The organism is Limnohabitans sp. (genome assembly GCF_034680285.1).
Classification (GTDB): Bacteria; Pseudomonadota; Gammaproteobacteria; order Burkholderiales; family Burkholderiaceae_C; genus Limnohabitans_A.
Genome location: NZ_JAXITC010000008.1, coordinates 83,610 through 99,826, shown reverse-complemented (window position 1 = coordinate 99,826; position 16,217 = coordinate 83,610). Strand labels below are relative to the sequence as shown.

At 59.6% G+C, this 16,217-nt stretch carries 15 protein-coding genes; 6 read left to right on the top strand and 9 right to left on the bottom strand.

Annotated features, from left to right (window positions below; all coding sequences use genetic code 11):
• Positions 1-30: 30 nt before the first annotated feature.
• From rfbB to slmA, 4 genes are all read left to right on the top strand, one after another.
• Positions 31-1,101 carry a dTDP-glucose 4,6-dehydratase gene (gene rfbB, locus SWE17_RS08525; protein WP_322992673.1) on the top strand — a complete coding sequence of 357 codons (1,071 nt, stop codon included), beginning with the start codon at positions 31-33 and terminating at the stop codon, positions 1,099-1,101.
• Positions 1,098-1,988 carry a dTDP-4-dehydrorhamnose reductase gene (gene rfbD, locus SWE17_RS08520; RefSeq protein ID WP_322992672.1) on the top strand — a complete coding sequence of 297 codons (891 nt, stop codon included), beginning with the start codon at positions 1,098-1,100 and terminating at the stop codon, positions 1,986-1,988. The genes rfbB and rfbD overlap by 4 nt, the downstream gene beginning before the upstream one ends.
• A gap of 77 nt (positions 1,989-2,065) precedes the next feature.
• A complete protein-coding gene (argB, locus tag SWE17_RS08515; RefSeq protein WP_322992671.1) occupies positions 2,066-2,965 on the top strand; it encodes an acetylglutamate kinase in 900 nt (299 codons plus the stop codon).
• A gap of 42 nt (positions 2,966-3,007) precedes the next feature.
• A complete protein-coding gene (slmA, locus tag SWE17_RS08510) occupies positions 3,008-3,637 on the top strand; it encodes a nucleoid occlusion factor SlmA (RefSeq protein WP_322992670.1) in 630 nt (209 codons plus the stop codon).
• Positions 3,638-3,658: 21 nt separating this feature from the next.
• Here the strand turns inward: slmA and SWE17_RS08505 are convergent, their stop codons facing one another.
• The 9 genes from SWE17_RS08505 to SWE17_RS08465 form a co-directional block, all read right to left on the bottom strand.
• Positions 3,659-4,933, bottom strand: a complete 1,275-nt coding sequence (locus SWE17_RS08505; RefSeq protein ID WP_322992669.1) for a D-alanyl-D-alanine carboxypeptidase family protein — start codon at positions 4,931-4,933, stop codon at positions 3,659-3,661.
• A 114-nt stretch (positions 4,934-5,047) separates the two neighbouring features.
• Complete coding sequence (gene manD / locus SWE17_RS08500; protein WP_322992668.1) at positions 5,048-6,259, bottom strand: D-mannonate dehydratase ManD; 1,212 nt, start codon at positions 6,257-6,259, stop codon at positions 5,048-5,050.
• Positions 6,260-6,262: 3 nt separating this feature from the next.
• Positions 6,263-7,660 carry a mannitol dehydrogenase family protein gene (locus SWE17_RS08495; protein WP_322992667.1) on the bottom strand — a complete coding sequence of 466 codons (1,398 nt, stop codon included), beginning with the start codon at positions 7,658-7,660 and terminating at the stop codon, positions 6,263-6,265.
• A gap of 46 nt (positions 7,661-7,706) precedes the next feature.
• Positions 7,707-8,759 (bottom strand): malate/lactate/ureidoglycolate dehydrogenase, encoded by a 1,053-nt coding sequence (locus SWE17_RS08490; protein ID WP_322992666.1) that lies wholly within the window; start codon positions 8,757-8,759, stop codon positions 7,707-7,709.
• Between the two features lie 10 nt (positions 8,760-8,769).
• Positions 8,770-10,299 carry an altronate dehydratase family protein gene (locus SWE17_RS08485; protein ID WP_322992665.1) on the bottom strand — a complete coding sequence of 510 codons (1,530 nt, stop codon included), beginning with the start codon at positions 10,297-10,299 and terminating at the stop codon, positions 8,770-8,772.
• Positions 10,300-10,344: 45 nt separating this feature from the next.
• Positions 10,345-11,739 carry a TRAP transporter large permease gene (locus SWE17_RS08480; RefSeq protein ID WP_322992664.1) on the bottom strand — a complete coding sequence of 465 codons (1,395 nt, stop codon included), beginning with the start codon at positions 11,737-11,739 and terminating at the stop codon, positions 10,345-10,347.
• 21 nt (positions 11,740-11,760) lie between these two features.
• The gene (locus SWE17_RS08475) at positions 11,761-12,336 is read right to left on the bottom strand and encodes a TRAP transporter small permease (protein WP_322992663.1); all 576 of its coding nucleotides are present in this window, start codon (positions 12,334-12,336) and stop codon (positions 11,761-11,763) included.
• A gap of 97 nt (positions 12,337-12,433) precedes the next feature.
• The gene (locus tag SWE17_RS08470; protein WP_416234996.1) at positions 12,434-13,423 is read right to left on the bottom strand and encodes a sialic acid TRAP transporter substrate-binding protein SiaP; all 990 of its coding nucleotides are present in this window, start codon (positions 13,421-13,423) and stop codon (positions 12,434-12,436) included.
• A 67-nt stretch (positions 13,424-13,490) separates the two neighbouring features.
• Positions 13,491-14,219: a FadR/GntR family transcriptional regulator gene (locus SWE17_RS08465; protein WP_322992661.1), complete on the bottom strand. Its 729-nt coding sequence runs from the start codon at positions 14,217-14,219 to the stop codon at positions 13,491-13,493.
• A 128-nt stretch (positions 14,220-14,347) separates the two neighbouring features.
• Here SWE17_RS08465 and SWE17_RS08460 point away from each other — a divergent pair, with 128 nt between their 5' ends.
• Entirely contained in the window at positions 14,348-15,463 is a 1,116-nt protein-coding gene (locus SWE17_RS08460) for a mandelate racemase/muconate lactonizing enzyme family protein (RefSeq protein ID WP_322992660.1), read from the top strand.
• Positions 15,460-16,209: an SDR family oxidoreductase gene (locus SWE17_RS08455; protein WP_322992659.1), complete on the top strand. Its 750-nt coding sequence runs from the start codon at positions 15,460-15,462 to the stop codon at positions 16,207-16,209. Before SWE17_RS08460 ends, SWE17_RS08455 begins: the two co-directional genes overlap by 4 nt.
• The last annotated feature ends 8 nt before the right edge of the window (positions 16,210-16,217 follow it).

Below are 16,217 nucleotides of genomic sequence, written 5' to 3'. Positions count from 1 at the left end.
TCCCGTGGCACCCACCAGAACCGCATCCTCATGACCATTCTCGTCACCGGCGGCGCCGGCTTCATTGGCGCCAACTTTGTCCTCGATTGGCTGGCCGCCAGCAACGAGGCCGTCATCAACCTCGACAAACTCACCTACGCGGGCAACCCCGAAACGCTGGTGAGCTTGCAAGGCGATTTGCGCCACCAACTGGTGCAAGGGGACATTGGCGATGTCGCATTGGTCACCCGCTTGTTGGCGGAGCACCAACCGCGTGCGGTGGTCAACTTCGCGGCAGAAAGCCACGTAGACCGCTCCATTCATGGTCCTGGCGAGTTCATTGAAACCAACATCGTTGGCACCTTCCGTTTGCTGGAGTCGGTGCGTGCTTATTGGACTGATTTGCCCTCAGCCGAAAAAAAGGATTTCCGCTTTTTGCACGTTTCAACCGATGAGGTTTATGGCTCTTTGGCCAAAGGCGATGCGGCGTTCAGCGAGACCCACCGCTATGAGCCCAACAGTCCCTACAGCGCCAGCAAAGCGGCCAGTGACCATTTGGTCCGCGCTTGGCACCACACCTATGGCATGCCGGTGCTGACCACCAACTGCTCCAACAACTACGGGCCCTATCACTTCCCGGAAAAGCTCATCCCCCTCATGATCGTCAATGCTCTGGCAGGCAAGCCCTTGCCGGTGTACGGCGACGGCATGCAAATTCGCGATTGGCTCTATGTCAAAGACCACTGCAGTGCCATTCGCCGCGTGCTGGAAGCCGGGCGCTTGGGTGAGGTGTACAACGTAGGCGGTTGGAATGAAAAGCCCAACATCGAAATCGTCGAAACAATTTGCCAACTGCTTGACGAGATGCGACCCAAGTCGGACGGCACGCCGTACGCGAGTCAAATCACCTACGTAACCGACCGCCCAGGACACGACCGCCGGTATGCCATCGACGCACGCAAGCTCGAAGCCGAGCTGGGCTGGAAGCCGGCCGAAACGTTTGAGACCGGCATACGCAAGACGGTCGAGTGGTATTTGTCCAACCCCGACTGGGTGGCTCATGTGCAAAGCGGTGCATACCGCGAATGGGTCAGTAAGAACTATTCAGAGCGCCAGACATGAAGATTCTGCTGCTGGGGAAAAACGGGCAAGTGGGTTGGGAATTGCAGCGCAGCTTGGCCCCGCTGGGAGAAGTTTTGGCGCTGGATCGGCACAGTGCGCCTTGGTGTGGTGACCTGAGCCAGCCCGAGCGTCTGGCCCAGACAGTGCGCGATTACCGACCGGACGTGATTGTCAATGCGGCTGCTCACACGGCGGTGGACAAAGCCGAATCCGAGCTTGAATTGGCCCGCTGCCTCAATGCCACGGCCCCCGAAGCCTTGGCGAAAGCCGCTGCGGAGGTGGGCGCTTGGTTGGTGCATTACTCCACCGATTACGTGTTCAATGGTCAGGGCGACCAGCCTTGGCAAGAGGGCGGGGCGGCTGCACCTTTGAGTGTTTACGGACAAACCAAGCTGGAGGGTGAGCAAGCCATTGCCGCCGCGTGCGCGAAGCACCTTATTTTTCGGACCAGCTGGGTCTATGCGGCGCGGGGCGGCAACTTCGCTAAAACCATGTTGCGATTGGCCGGTGAGCGCGAACGCCTGACCGTCATCGACGACCAGCACGGGACGCCTACTGGTGCCGATTTGATTGCCGATGTCACTGCGCATGCCATCCGACGGGTGTTGCAGCAACAAGATCTGGCTGGCATCTACCATTTGGTGGCTGCAGGCGAGACGACATGGCACGGCTACGCCAGCCATGTGATCGCCAAGGCCCGCTTGTTCAAGCCGGATCTGGCTTTGAAAGTCAACGAGATTGCGCCTGTATCGACCGCTGCTTTCCCGACGGCTGCGCAGCGTCCTTTAAATTCTCGATTGAGCACACACAAGCTGCAGCAAACCTTCGGTTTGGTGTTGCCACCTTGGCAGCTGGGTGTGGACCGCATGCTCGCCGAGATTCTGTGATGTACCTTGGGCATGCGGCACAATGCCTGCCAAATGCTTGAGCCTTGTTTTTCATTTTTTGCTGGATGCTTTTGAACATGACCGACACCACCAAAGCCGCTGCCGTTGCCCCGCATGACCAAGCCCAGATTTTGGCGCAGGCCATGCCCTATATCCGCAAGTACCATGGCAAAACATTGGTCATCAAATACGGCGGCAACGCCATGACGGATCCAGCGTTGCAACAGGCTTTTGCTGAAGACGTGGTGCTGCTCAAGCTGGTGGGCATGAACCCGGTGGTGGTGCATGGCGGCGGACCGCAGATCGAAACCGCATTGAAGCGCCTGGGCAAAACCGGCGAGTTCATTCAGGGTATGCGTGTGACCGATGCCGAAACCATGGAAGTGGTGGAGTGGGTGCTGGGTGGCGAAGTGCAGCAAGACATCGTGGGCATGATCAACCGCGCAGGTGGCAAGGCCGTGGGCTTGACTGGCCGCGACGGTGGCTTGATCCGCGCCAAAAAGCTGCGTCTGGTGGATAGCCAAGATGCGAGCATTGAATACGATGTGGGGCAGGTCGGGGAAATTGAAAGCATTGACCCGTCGATCTTGACTTGCCTGCAAGATGACGCCTTCATTCCAGTGGTCAGCCCCATTGGGTTTGGTGTGAACAACGAGAGTTACAACATCAACGCCGACGTGGTGGCCGCCAAGCTGGCCACCGTACTTCAAGCTGAAAAATTGCTCATGCTCACCAACATCCGTGGCGTGCTCGACAAAGAAGGCCAGTTGCTGACCGAGTTGACGCCCAGCCGCATCGACGAGCTGTGCGCTGACGGCACCATCAGCGGCGGCATGATTCCCAAGATCGCGGGTGCTTTGGATGCCGCCAAGAGCGGTGTCAATGCAGTGCACATCATCGATGGGCGTGTGCCCCACGCGATGCTGCTCGAAGTGTTGTCCGAGCAAGCCTTTGGCACCATGATCCGCAGCCGCTGAGTGTTGTAGCCGTCAATAATTTAAAAATGCAGTGGGGGCAACATGTCGGAACAAGAGCCACAAAGCGAGCGATTTTCAGAGGTTGATGAGGCCCCCACCCGCAAACGCCCGCGTCCGGGCGAGAGACGCTTGCAAATATTGCAAACCCTGGCCGCCATGCTGGAGCAGCCCGGTGCAGAGCGCGTCACCACGGCCAGTTTGGCCGCCAAAATTGGTGTGAGCGAAGCGGCTTTGTACCGCCACTTCGCCAGCAAGGCTCAGATGTTTGAAGGGTTGATCGATTTTGTGGACCAATCGGTCATCGGTCTGATCCGTCAGGTCACCGACCGTGAACCCGCAGGTCCTGTGCAGGCCAGCCGCATCGTCGCCTTGTTGCTGCAATTCGCTGAGAAAAACCCCGGCATGAGCCGCGTGATGATTGGCGACGCGTTGGTACTGGAGCACGAGCGTTTGCAAGAACGCATCAACTTGTTGTTTGACAAGATCGAGGCGCAGCTGCGTCAATCGCTGCGCGATGCGAACGCCGCGTCGAGTACGCCCACCGTGGACACTCAGGTGCAGGCCTCCTTGTTGGTTGCTTTCATGCAAGGCCGTTTGCAGCGCTTCGCCCGCTCCGGTTTCAAGCGCCTGCCCTCAGAGCATTTGCAGGCGGCCTTGGCTCGGGTGCTTTAGCGGCACCCTTGAAGCTGCGGTTTACTTGCTGAACAACTGGGTCACATGCTGCCAAGCCAACAAGAGCCAACCTGAGCGCGCCACTTCAGCCTGCGCCACCAGCGGTGCTTCACCTATCGGTTTGCCATTGGACGTGGCCACCACTTTGCCAATTACCGCACCTTTGGCCACCGGAGCCTCTAAGCCTGGCTTGATTTCCACCGCAGTTTGCACGCTTGTGCCGCGTGGCACCGTCAGCATCCAAGGAGTCGCCAATCCTGCAGACACGGTGTCGGCTTTGCCGAAGGTGACCTTGGCCGTACCGACCACCGCGTTGGCTGCAATCGGGGTGACTTTTTCGAAACTGCCAAAACCCCAGCCGAGCAGCGTGCGGGTTTGGTCGGCCCGTGCCTGGGCACTGTGGGTGTTGAGGATGACCGAGATCAGCCGTGTGTCGTTGCGTTTGGAAGATGTGACCAGGCAGTAACCCGCTTCTGAGGTATGGCCGGTTTTGAGGCCGTCCACTGTGGGGTCGGTGTAAAGCAGGGCGTTGCGGTTGCCTTGCTTGATACCGTTGTACTTGAAGTCACGCTCAGCGTAGAGGGGGTAGTACTCCGCACCGTCTTTGATGATGGCGCGCGCCAAAATGGCCAAGTCTCGCGCAGACGACTTGTGCGCTGGATCAGGCAAACCTGTGGGGTTGACAAAGTTGGTGTGCGTCATGCCCAAGCGCTGTGCTTCGGCGTTCATCAACTTGGCAAAACCCGATTCAGAGCTGGCCATGTGCTCGGCAATCGCCTTGGATGCGTCGTTGCCAGACTGGATGATGATGCCGCGCAGCAGGTCGATCACGGTGGCTTGGCTGTTCAAGGGCAGATACATGCAAGACTCTGCGCTGGTGCCCCGGCACCAAGCGTTCTCGCTCACGGTGACCAGGTCGGTGGGCTTGAGCTTGCCTGAGCGAAGCGCCTGCTCGACGATGTAGCTGGTCATCATCTTGGTGAGAGAGGCGGGGGGCAGCGCCTCGTTGGCATTGGCCGAGGCCAGCACTTCGCCAGAGTCAAAGTCCATCAGCAGCCAGGCTTTGGACTGCAGAGCCGGCGGGTTGGGTGCCAAAGCCACTTCTGCGGGCAGTGGTGGCAAAGCATTGACCGCCGATGCCGCCTTTTTGGAGGCTACCGGCTTGGTTGCCGCGGATTTGGCGGCACTTGTTTTGGCTTTGTGGGGCTTGGCTGCCAAAGCGCCAGAGTTGGGAAGCAAGGCGCCCACTGTGATGGCGAGCGCGACGGAGAGATGGGAGAAATGGGGGGTGTGCATGGTGTTCATCGGTAATCCCCCGATTGTCGCGGATTGCCGTCCAGTTTTTGAGTGCCGGCCTGGATGCAGCGACTGCGAGTTGGGGCGCTGGTCCGCTTCAGTGGTCTTTTGTCCTCACCAGTTCCAAAGCGTCCCATCGTGCTGCAGCCGGTTCACTGGCAAATAAGCTCTCTGGTAGGGGTACTTGGCGGCCAGCTTCTCGTCGATGTCCACCCCGTGTCCTGGGGATTCGCCGCAGTGCATCATGCCCCGCTCAAAGCGGTAGTCGTGCGAAAAGACCGAGAGCATTTCTTCGCTGTGCGGCATGAACTCTTGCACGCCGAAGTTGGGCACCCAGGTGTCAAAGTGCAGTGCCGCGCCCATGCACACGGGTGACAGGTCGGTCGCGCCGTGGCAGCCGGTGCGCACCTGGTACAGGCTCGCCAAGTCGGCGATGCGCCGAAGGTGCGTGATGCCGCCCGCGTGGACCACGGTGGTGCGGATGTAGTCGATCAGCTGTTTCTCGATCAGAGTCTTGCAGTCCCAGATGCTGTTGAAAATCTCGCCCACCGCGATCGGCGTGGTGGTGTGGTGACGTATCCATTGGAAGGCGTCCTGGTTTTCTGCCGGGGTCGGGTCTTCCATCCAGAACAGGCGCATCGGCTCCAGCGCTTTGCCCAGCTGGCCCGCTTCGATGGGCGTTAAGCGGTGGTGCACGTCGTGCAGCAAATGGATGTCGGGGCCCACGGCTTCGCGCACTGCTTCAAACAGGCCGGGGGTGTGGCGCAAATATTTTTCGGTGCTCCAGTCGTGTTCGCTCGGCAAGTTGCCGTCGGCGGGCTCGTAAAGTCTGTTCGTGCCGCTCACGCCATAAACCTTGTTCAGGCCCGGTACGCCGCTTTGGGCGCGGATCGCCAGGTAGCCTTCTTCTTTGTGGCGCAACACTTCTTCCACCGTCTCGGCGGTGTCGCGGCCATTAGCGTGGCCGTAGACCATCACTCCGGTGCGGCTGCGCCCGCCCAGCAGCTGGTACAGCGGCATATTCGCCATCTTGGCCTTGATGTCCCACAGCGCGGTGTCCACGGCGGCAATCGCGCTCATGGTGACCGGGCCACGCCGCCAGTAAGCGCCTTTGTAGAGGTACTGCCAGATGTCCTCGATCTGCTGCGGGTCGCGCCCGATCAGGCAAGGGATGAGGTGGTCTTCCAGATAGCTGACCACGGCCAGTTCGCGGCCATTGAGCGTGGCGTCACCCACGCCGTACACGCCTTGGTCGGTCTCGACTTTGAGGGTGACGAAGTTGCGGCCTGGGCTGCAAACGATGACGCGGGCGGCGGTGATTTTCATGGCTCAGGCCTCGGTCAGTTGCTGGACAGCGTGGTCCACACCGTGCTGCAGGATCTGTTGGTGCCAGTGAATGACTCGGGCGATCCAGGCTGCGTGCTGAGGCAGGGCGCTGCCCCACAGGTCTTCGCGTGCCAGCAGGGCACGCACACACGCCTCGGGCTCGGTGAGCTGAGCCCCGCCCAGCGCCATCAGGCTTTCGGCTTGTGGGTCGTTGAGTGGGTAGGCCTGGCCTTGCTCGTTCACGCCCAGGGTGTAGCGCACGAACACGGCTGCGGCCAGCGCATGGTGTTCAAACGACGCCCCTTGTGCGATTTGCCCGAGCACCGAAGGTGGCCAGCGCTGTGGGATTTTTTGCGAGTTGTCGGTCGCGATCTGGTGCACGCTGTGCTTCAGATATGGGTTGCCAAAGCGTTGGATCAAGGCTTCGCGGTAATTGGCCCAATCGCTGCGGCTCAGGTGTGGCGCGACTTCTTGGCCCATCAGGCGGTACACAAACTCACGAATGTGGGGCACGCCAATGCAACTGGCAATGAAAGGCCTGCCTGTGATGGCGCCCATCAGCGCCATGGCTGTGTGGCTGCCGTTGAGCATGCGCAGCTTGGCTTCTTCGTAGCTGTGAACATCGCTCGTGACGCGAACGCCTGCGCTTTGCAGCAGGGCGGCGTCAAGCGGGTCGGCAAATCGGTCTTCAATCACCCACTCCCAAAAGCCTTCGGTGCTCAGGGCGCAATGGTCTTGCAAGCCCAGTGCTTCTTGCGCTGCGGCCAAGACTTCGGGTGTGGCAGCAGGTACGATGCGGTCAACCATGCTGCAAGGGAAAGCGCATTGTGCGTCCAGCCAACGCAGCACATCAGCGTCTTGCCCCGTGGCTGCGGCTTTGACCAAAGCCAACAACTTGTGTCCATTGCCTTGCAGGTTGTCGCACGAAGCCACGGTGATGCCAGGCAAGCCTGCTTGCTGGCGCAGGCGCAAGCCGTCCAGCAGCAGCTGGCCCAAAGCGGGGGCGTAGCCTTTTTCGGTGACGGTGAGCGTGACCCAGCGTGTGGATGGTGCCGCGATGGCTTGCACCACGGCATCGCGCTCGGTGGCGGCCACGTTGGTTCGCCACAAAGCGCCAGGCACTTGCCACTTCACGCCTTGACCATCGGCCACACGCACAGCGTACAAGCCATCTTGTGCACGCAACTGGTTCACCAAATCGGGCCGTGTCATGCCCACACCGTGAATGCCCCAGCGCGTGTCGCCACCGGTCAGCAGCTGGTCAAACACCATGGCTTGGTGGGCGCGGTGAAAGGCCCCCAGCCCCAAGTGCACCACGCCGGGGGCGTGGCTTGTGCGGTCATACGCAGGGGTTTGCACGGACTCGGGCAGGGCGCGGAGTGTGGCAGCAGACAGGTTCATGGTGTGGGATGTAAAGACCTTGAACGCAGGGCCAGCGGCCTTGCGTTCAACGCTGTTGGAGTTTCTGTTCAGACGCTTCGATCTCAGCCCAAGTGGCGTCGTCGATCCAGATGCCCGATTGTTCGCGTTCGGTGCGGGCTGTGCGTTCGGGTTCGCCCGCCAGCTTGACGCCATCGCTGCCCGGCGCATCGGGGCTTTGGCGCAGCCAGTCGGCGAAGGCCAGGGCTTCTTGTTCGAACATGGTTTGTGTGCCCAAACGCACTGGGTCAATCAGCATCGTCAGCATGCCGTTCAACACCGCCCGTTGCTGGTCAGCTTCCCGGTGCCAAGTGCCGCTGCCTGTGAGCGCACCGCCCAGCAGCTCGCAGGCCATGGCCATGCCAAAGCCTTTGTGGTCGCCAAAGGTCATCAGCGCACCAAACAATCCGTTCGACTGCGGCACCACCACCACGCCGGGGTCGGTGGTGGGGTGGCCGTGTTCGTCGATCAAATAACCGGGCGGCACTTGCTCACCCTTGTTGTGGGCCACGCGCATCTTGCCTTGCGCCACGCGGCTGGTGGCAAAGTCCAGCACGAAGGGGGCACGGCTGCCCATGGGCACGCCGATGCAGCAGGGGTTGGTGCCAAAGCGGCCATCGCCACCACCAAAGGGCGCGACCACGGGGCGCGAGAGCACATTTACAAAATGAATCGACACCAGACCCTGGGCCACAGCCATTTCGGCAAAGTGGCCGATGCGGCCCAGATGGTGGGAGCGACTGAGCGCCACGGTGCACACGCCGTGCTGCTTGGCGCGCTCAATGCCCATCTGCATGGCTTGCACGCCGGTGATTTGGCCGTAGCCGCGCTGGCCGTCGAGGTTGAGGAGCGGACCCGTATCGAGCAAGACTTTGACGCCAGTATTGGGTGACAGACCCCCTTCGAGCACAGCGTCTACATAGCGCGGCACCATGCCCACGCCGTGCGAGTCGTGACCGCTCAGGTTGGCCATGACCAGGTTATCGGTCACCTGAGTGGCTTCAGCCGGGGCGCTGCCTGCTTGTTCAATGATGCGGGCGACTTTGGTGCGCAGGTCGCTTGCAGAAATGGTGTGGCTCATGACACTGTCCTCACATGACCGCGCCGACTTGCCATGGCACAAACTCGTTTTGGCCATAGCCATGGCGCTCGCTCTTGGTGGGTTCACCCGAAGCAGCCGCCAAGATCATTTCAAAGATGCGTTGGCCCATGTCAGCGATGCTCACGCCGCCATCCACGATCTCGCCGCAGTTCAGGTCCATGTCTTCTTCCTGCTTTTTCCACAATGCCGTGTTGGTCGAAAACTTCAGGCTGGGTGAGGGCGCGCAGCCGTAGGCACTGCCGCGCCCGGTCGTGAAGCAGATCAGGTTAGCGCCGCCCGCCACCTGGCCTGTGGCGCTCACCGGGTCGTAGCCGGGCGTGTCCATGTAGACAAAGCCTTTGGCGGTGACCGGCTCGGCGTATTCGTACACCGCTTGCAGGTTGCTGGTGCCGCCCTTGGCCACCGCGCCCAGCGACTTTTCAAGGATGGTGGTCAGGCCGCCCGCCTTGTTGCCGGGCGAGGGGTTGTTGTTCATCTCGCCGCCGTTGATGGCGGTGTAGTTTTCCCACCAGCGGATGCGCTCGATCAGTTTGTGCGCCACTTCGGGCTTGACCGCGCGGCGGGTGAGCAAATGCTCCGCCCCATAAATCTCGGGCGTTTCGCTGAGGATCGCGGTGCCGCCGTGTTGCACCAGCAGGTCCACCGCTGCACCTAAAGCGGGGTTGGCGCTGATGCCCGAATAACCATCCGAGCCGCCGCACTGCAAGCCCACCGTGATGTGTTCGGCGCTACAAGGTTCGCGCGTGATGGCATTGGCGCGGGGCAGCATTTCTTCGATCAAGGCAATGCCTTTTTCCACCGTGAGGCGCGTGCCGCCCGTGTCTTGGATGTTGAAGACCTTGAGCGTGTCGCCTTCGCGCAAGCTGCTGTGCGCCAGCCAGGTGTTGAGCTGGTTGGCCTCGCAGCCCAGGCCCACAACCACCACGCCCCAAAAATTGGCGTGCGTGGCGTAGCCGGCCAGCGTGCGCTCCAAAAGCTGGATGCCCAGACCTTCGGTGTCCATGCCGCAGCCAGTGCCATGCGTCAAAGCGACCACACCGTCCACATTCGGGAAGTTGGCGAGTGCTTGCGGGTTGTTCCGTTTGGAGAAATGGTCGGCAATGGCGCGAGCGGCGGTGGCCGAGCAGTTCACGCTCGACAGGACGCCGATGTAGTTGCGCGTGGCCACACGGCCATCCGCGCGCTTGTAGCCCATGAATGTCGCCTGTTGGCGCGCGGGCTCGGGCTTCACGTCTTGCCCGATGGCGTAGTCGCGTTCGAAGTTGCCTTTGTCTGCACCCATGTTCAGGTTGTGCGTGTGCACATGCTCGCCCGGCGCAATGGCTTGGTGTGCAAATCCAATGATCTGGTTATAGCGCCGCACCGGCTCACCCACCGCGATGGCGCGGGTGGCGACTTTGTGGCCCGGCGGGATCAGGCCCCGCACGGGAATGCCTTCGACGGCGCTGCCGCTCATGAGCTGGCTGCGGGCAATCACCACGTCGTCAGACGGGTGCAGGCGAATGAAGAGATTGGACATGTTGAGAGTCGTTGGAATACGGGGCCGATCATCAGCCCCGAGGGGTCAATAAAACTGCTTGGGCAACCACAACACCAAGCTGGGGAAATAGGTGATGACGGCTAAGCTGCCCAACAAAGGGAACAGCCAAGGCAAGATGGCCATGGTGGTTCGCTCCACACTGAGTTTGGCCACACGGGCCAATACAAACAGCACCATGCCCATGGGCGGGTGCAGCAAGCCGATCATCAGGTTCAGCACCATGACCAAACCGAAGTGCACCAGGTCAATGCCCAACTGCTGGCAAATCGGCACCAGGATGGGCACCAGGATGGTGATCGCTGCGGTGGGCTCCAGGAAGCAGCCGACAAACAACATCAGCGCGTTCGCCAGCAGCAAAAACACCCAAGGCTCTTGCGTGAAGGCCAGCACCCAGCTAGAGATGGCCGTGGTGACACCCGTGGCGGTGAGCATCCAGCCAAAAATGCTGGCGGCCGCCACGATGAACAGCACGGTGGCGGTGGTCTCTACCGTGTCCAAGCAGATCTTCACGAACATCTTGAAGTTGAGCGTGCGGTACCAGAAAAAGCCCAGTGCAATGGCCCAGACGCAAGCGGCAATCGCGCCTTCGGTAGGGGTGAAGACCCCGGTGGTCATGCCGCCAATCAGGATCACGGGCGTCATGATGGGTAAAACGGCCTGAAAGTTGAAAAATTTGTCAGCTGCGAACAAAACGATCAGAGCCAGAAACACCGTCATTTGTGCAGGCGTGCCCATGGTGTTCACCGACCACCAAATGGCCAATGGCCAGCCCACGACCACAGCGGTTTCAGCCAGCGCCTTGATGACCTTGGGCCACTCAAATTTCACATCGGCACCCCAGCCGTTTTTGTGAGCGAAATAGGCCACCGTCAGCATCATGAGCAGCGCCATCAAGATGCCTGGCAAGATGCCCGCGAGGAACAATGCACCCACGGAGACGTTGGCCATCATGCCGTAGATCACAAAGGGCAGGCTGGGCGGAATGATGGGACCCAGCGTGGCCGACGCCGCCGTGACGCCCACCGCAAACTCGGTGCTGTAGCCATGGTCTTTCATCGCCTTGATCTCGATGGTGCCCAGGCCGGCCGCGTCGGCAATGGCCGTGCCGCTCATGCCCGCAAACACCACCGAACCCACCACGTTGACGTGACCGAGTCCCCCCTTGAGCCAGCCCACCAAGGCCAGCGCGTAGTTGTAAATGCGGTTGGTGATGCCCGCGTTGTTCATCAGGTTGCCGGCCAGAATGAAGAAGGGAACAGCCAACAGCGGAAAGCTGTCAATGCCCGAGACCATGCGGTGGATGACCACAAAAGGCGGGGAGCTTTCGGCAAACAAAAGATAAATGAGCGATGCACCCGCCATGGCAATGGCCACCGGGATGCCGCCGCTCATCAAAATGAGAAAAAGGATCTTCAACATGGAGAACTTTCTAAAGTCGTTTCAGCGGTCGGTCATTTCGGATTCAGGGCGTTGCAGCACGGTGTAGCCGCGTTGCCAGTGCACTTTGGCCACCCACACGGCGCGCAGGCACATGGCAGCAAACCCGGCCATGACCACGCCGTAGACGAGGTTCATGGGCAAGTCGATGATGGTCATCTTGTAGCTGCCCAGTTTTTCCATCATTTGGCCGGTGAGGACAGTGGCAGCTGCAAAGAAGGCAATGCGCATCACATCGACCACCATGCCCATGGCGCGGCCCATCCAATCGGGCATAAAGCGAAAGAAGAAGTCCACTTGAATATGGTTGTTTTTGGCCACGCCAATCGTGGCGCCCGTAAAGACCGTTGCAATGAGCAGATAGCGTGCAATTTCCTCGGTCCAAGAAGCCGAGTTGTTCATCACGTAGCGTGTGAAAAATTGGTAAAAAACCGTGAGGCCCAAAGTCCAAAAGAAGGCCAGTGCCACCCAAGCTTCAATGGGGGTACCAGACAGGTCGACTTCGTCGTCGGTGGCGTGAAACTGGCCATCGTCGCCCATGACTTTGGGCAAGGCGTCAATATCTGATGTGGAACTCATGGGAAATCCGTTACGGTGGATTAAAAAACGGGGTGGCGTTTGCTGCATCCACCCGGGCCGGGATCAGGCCACCGGCCTGATCCTCTAACACGGGTCTTTACTTTATGGCCTGGATGCGGTCCCAGTCTTTCATGTCATAGCCCATGGTGGCCATGTCCACTGCTTTGACGATGCGGGCTCGGAAGTCGTCTTTATTCACTTCAATCATGTTGATGCCCTTTTTCTTAAATTCGCTTACCAGCTCGCCTTCACGCTTTTTGATCTCGGCCGTGCCTTTGGCGGCGGCTTCCTGCATCACGTCGGTGAAGATTTTTTTGTCGGTGTCGCTCAGCTTGTTCCAGACGTGAGGGCCGACTTGCGTGACCAGTGAATCTAGAATGTGGCCGGTCATAATAATGTTCTTCTGAACTTCATAGAACTTCTTGGCTTCGATGGTGGGTAGCGGATTTTCTTGGGCGTCAACTGTGCCGTTTTGCAGCGCCAGATAGACCTCGGCAAAGGCGATCGGTGTAGGGTTGGCACCGCAGGCGCGTGGCAAGGCCATATAAGCCGGCACGTCAGGCACGCGCATCTTCAGCCCCTTCATCTCGTCGCAGTTCTTGAAAGCTTTGTTACTTGTGGAGTGGCGCGCGCCGTAGTAAGTCACGGCCACGGTCTGAATGCCGGTCTTGGCTTTGTAGCCATCAGACAGCTCTTTGAAAACATCGCTCTTAGCGTATTTCAGCAAATGGTCTGAATCGCGAAAAGTGTAGGGATAGTAAGCCACGCCGATACGCGGGAAACTGCGCGCTGCAAACGAGGCACCAGAGATGATGATGTCTACGGTGCCCATTTGCAGGCCCTGATTGATGTCGCTTTCCTTGCCCAAGGTGGAAGCTGGAAAAACTTGAATTTCATAGCGTCCGGCGGTGCGTTTTTTGATCTCTTCGGCAGCCCACACCGAGGAGGTGTGGTACGGCTCAGACGTCTCGTAGACGTGCGCCCATTTGAGCTTTTGCTGGGCCATTGCGCCGGTGCTAACCAGCAGCGTGCCCATGCCCATTGCGCCGACGGCGGCCAGAGTTTTCAGGGTGAATCGTTTGCTCATCGTTGTCTCCTCAGTGGTTTTGAAAAATGCTGACGCGAAAAAAACTGCATACCCCGTTAGCTGCCAGCTAACGGGCGGGAGCGCGGCGCCAGCTCGCGCTGTATCTTTTGTGGGCTTGTTTCAGGTGCTTTTGCATGGCTTTGCGAGCGGCCGTGGCGTCGTGCGCCTCAATCGCCTGCAAGACTTGCTGGTGTTCGTTGATGGCAGATTGCCAGGATGCGGGATGCTCAAAATAGTCCCCCAGCCTCTCAAACAATGGGCCATTTCGGGCTTGCCAGTAGCGCTGCACGGTATCGAGCAAAACGCTGTTGCCACAGGCTTTGGCAATGGCGGCATGAAAGGCTTCGTCACCATCGCGAGGCACTTCGTCCCGTGCGGCTTCGAGTTTCATTTGCTGCAAGCCCGTTTTGATGGCTTTGAGGTCTGCCTTTTGTGCGTGCGTAGCGGCCAATGCCGCCACCTCGGCCTCGATCAACAAACGGGCACTCATCACTTCCAGAGGGCCCCAGTCGGCCGGAGTGTCTGCTTCAGCCGATGGCGTAACGGTTAATTGGTTGGGCGCCTCAAGGCGTTGCACATAAATTCCTGAGCCCGTACGCACTTCGATCATGCCTTCCACTTCGAGTGCAATCAGTGCTTCGCGCACCGATGGACGACTCACGCCCAGTTGCAAAGCCAAGTCGCGTTCGGCGGGTAAGCGTGAGCCCAGCGCGAATTCGCCCGACACCATCAACTGCCGAAGTTGATCGGCAATTTGTCGGTACAAGCGTTGCGGGGCCACGGAATGCAAAGGCATGGGGGTGATCAGGGATAACGTGAATTGGACAAGTGGTCAGACCAGTTGCACAATCATCACACGGTCAGTTTTCAGCGGTCAAGTCTTTTTAGACCCGCATAAACCCTCAGTCCACCGACTTCAATCCCATGTCTCCTGTCACCATAGACCGCGTGAGCCTTCGGCAAGTGAATTTGCCGCCCAAGGTCTTGCGCACCGACGCCATCCAGTCTTTCGTGACACAAGAAACGGTGCTGCTCACGCTGCATTGCAGCGATGGGGTCGAGGCCACTGGCTATGCCTACACCATCGGCACCGGTGGTTCTTCAGTAGTTGCGCTGCTCAAAGACCACTTGGTGCCCCGACTCATCGGCCGCAACCCTGTCTTGATCGAAGCGATCTGGAAAGATTTGTTCTTTCATACCCATGCCACGGCTGTTGGGGCGATGACCAGCTTGGCGCTGGCCTGTGTCGACACCGCTTTGTGGGACTGGCGTGCGCAAAGCCAGGGCCTGCCGCTGTGGCAGTTGCTGGGCGGGGCGCAAGCGCGTGTCCCTCTGTACACCACAGAAGGTGGCTGGCTGCATTTGTCACCTGAAGCCTTGGTGGACCAAACCTTGGAGGCGCAAGCCCAGGGCTTCAAAGGAGCCAAAATCAAAATTGGCCGCCCGCATGTGAGCGAAGACGTGGCCCGCTTGAGTGCTGTGCGCGATGCGGTGGGGCCTGCTTTTGATTTGATGACCGACGCCAACCAAGGCTTCAACCGCGCCGAGGCGGTGCGACGTGCGCGGGCTTTCGATGGACTGGGGCTGGCGTGGATGGAAGAGCCTTTGCCCGCCGAAGATGTCTCGGGCCACCGCCAACTGCGCGAGCACAGCACCATCCCCGTGGCGGTGGGGGAGTCGATGTACCACCCCATGCAGTTCCGTGAATATCTGGAGCAAGGCGCGTGTTCCATCGTGCAACCCGATGTGTCACGCATTGGCGGCATCACGCCCTGGATCAAAACCGCGCACTTGGCCGAAACTTTTGATGTGGCGGTGTGCCCGCACTTTTTGATGGAGTTGCATGTGAGCTTGTGCGCGGCTGTGCCCAACGCCACTTGGGTGGAGTACATTCCGCAGCTCGACGACATCACCACTTCTCGCATGCAAGTTCAAGACGGCTTTGCCATCCCTCCCGCTGCCCCCGGTTTGGGCATTGCCTGGGATTGGTCGGCCATTTCAAGTAGACAAATGACCCATCTGGAGATCAAGACACCATGAGACTCAAAGGAAAAATCGCGCTGGTGACCGCCGCTGGACAAGGCATTGGCCAAGCCGCCGCATTGGCCATGGCTGCAGAGGGTGCAACGGTGTACGCCACCGATGTGAATGCGGATCTGCTCAAGTCGTATCAAGGCGTGGCCAATGTGCACACTGCCGTGCTCAATGTGCTCGACAAGAAAGCCATTGCAGCGCAAGTGGCCAGCTTGCCACGCATTGATATCGTCTTCAATTGCGCAGGCTTTGTGCACAACGGCAACATCGAACTGGCCACTGACGATGATTGGGATTTCGCCTTCAACTTGAACGTGCGTTCGCAGTTCTGGATGATTCAAGCGGTCGTTCCCAAAATGGTTGCGCAGTTTGCACAGGACGGCCACGGCGGCAGCATCATCAACATGGCCAGCGTGTGCTCCAGCGTGCGCGGCCTGCCCAACCGTTTCATCTACGGCACCAGCAAGGCGGCGGTGATTGGCCTGACCAAAAGCGTGGCGGCTGACTATGTGCGTCAGGGTGTGCGATGCAACTGCATTTGCCCTGGCACCGTGGACACGCCTTCGCTGCAGGACCGCATCAACAGCTATGCCGACCCGGTGCAGGCGCGCCAAGACTTCATCAACCGCCAGCCCATGGGCCGTTTGGCGCAGGCGCATGAGATTGCACCCATCGTCACTTTCCTCGCATCGGACGAATCCATCTTTGCCACGGGCAATGCCTACATGGTCGACGGTGGCATGACCATCTGAACCACCTC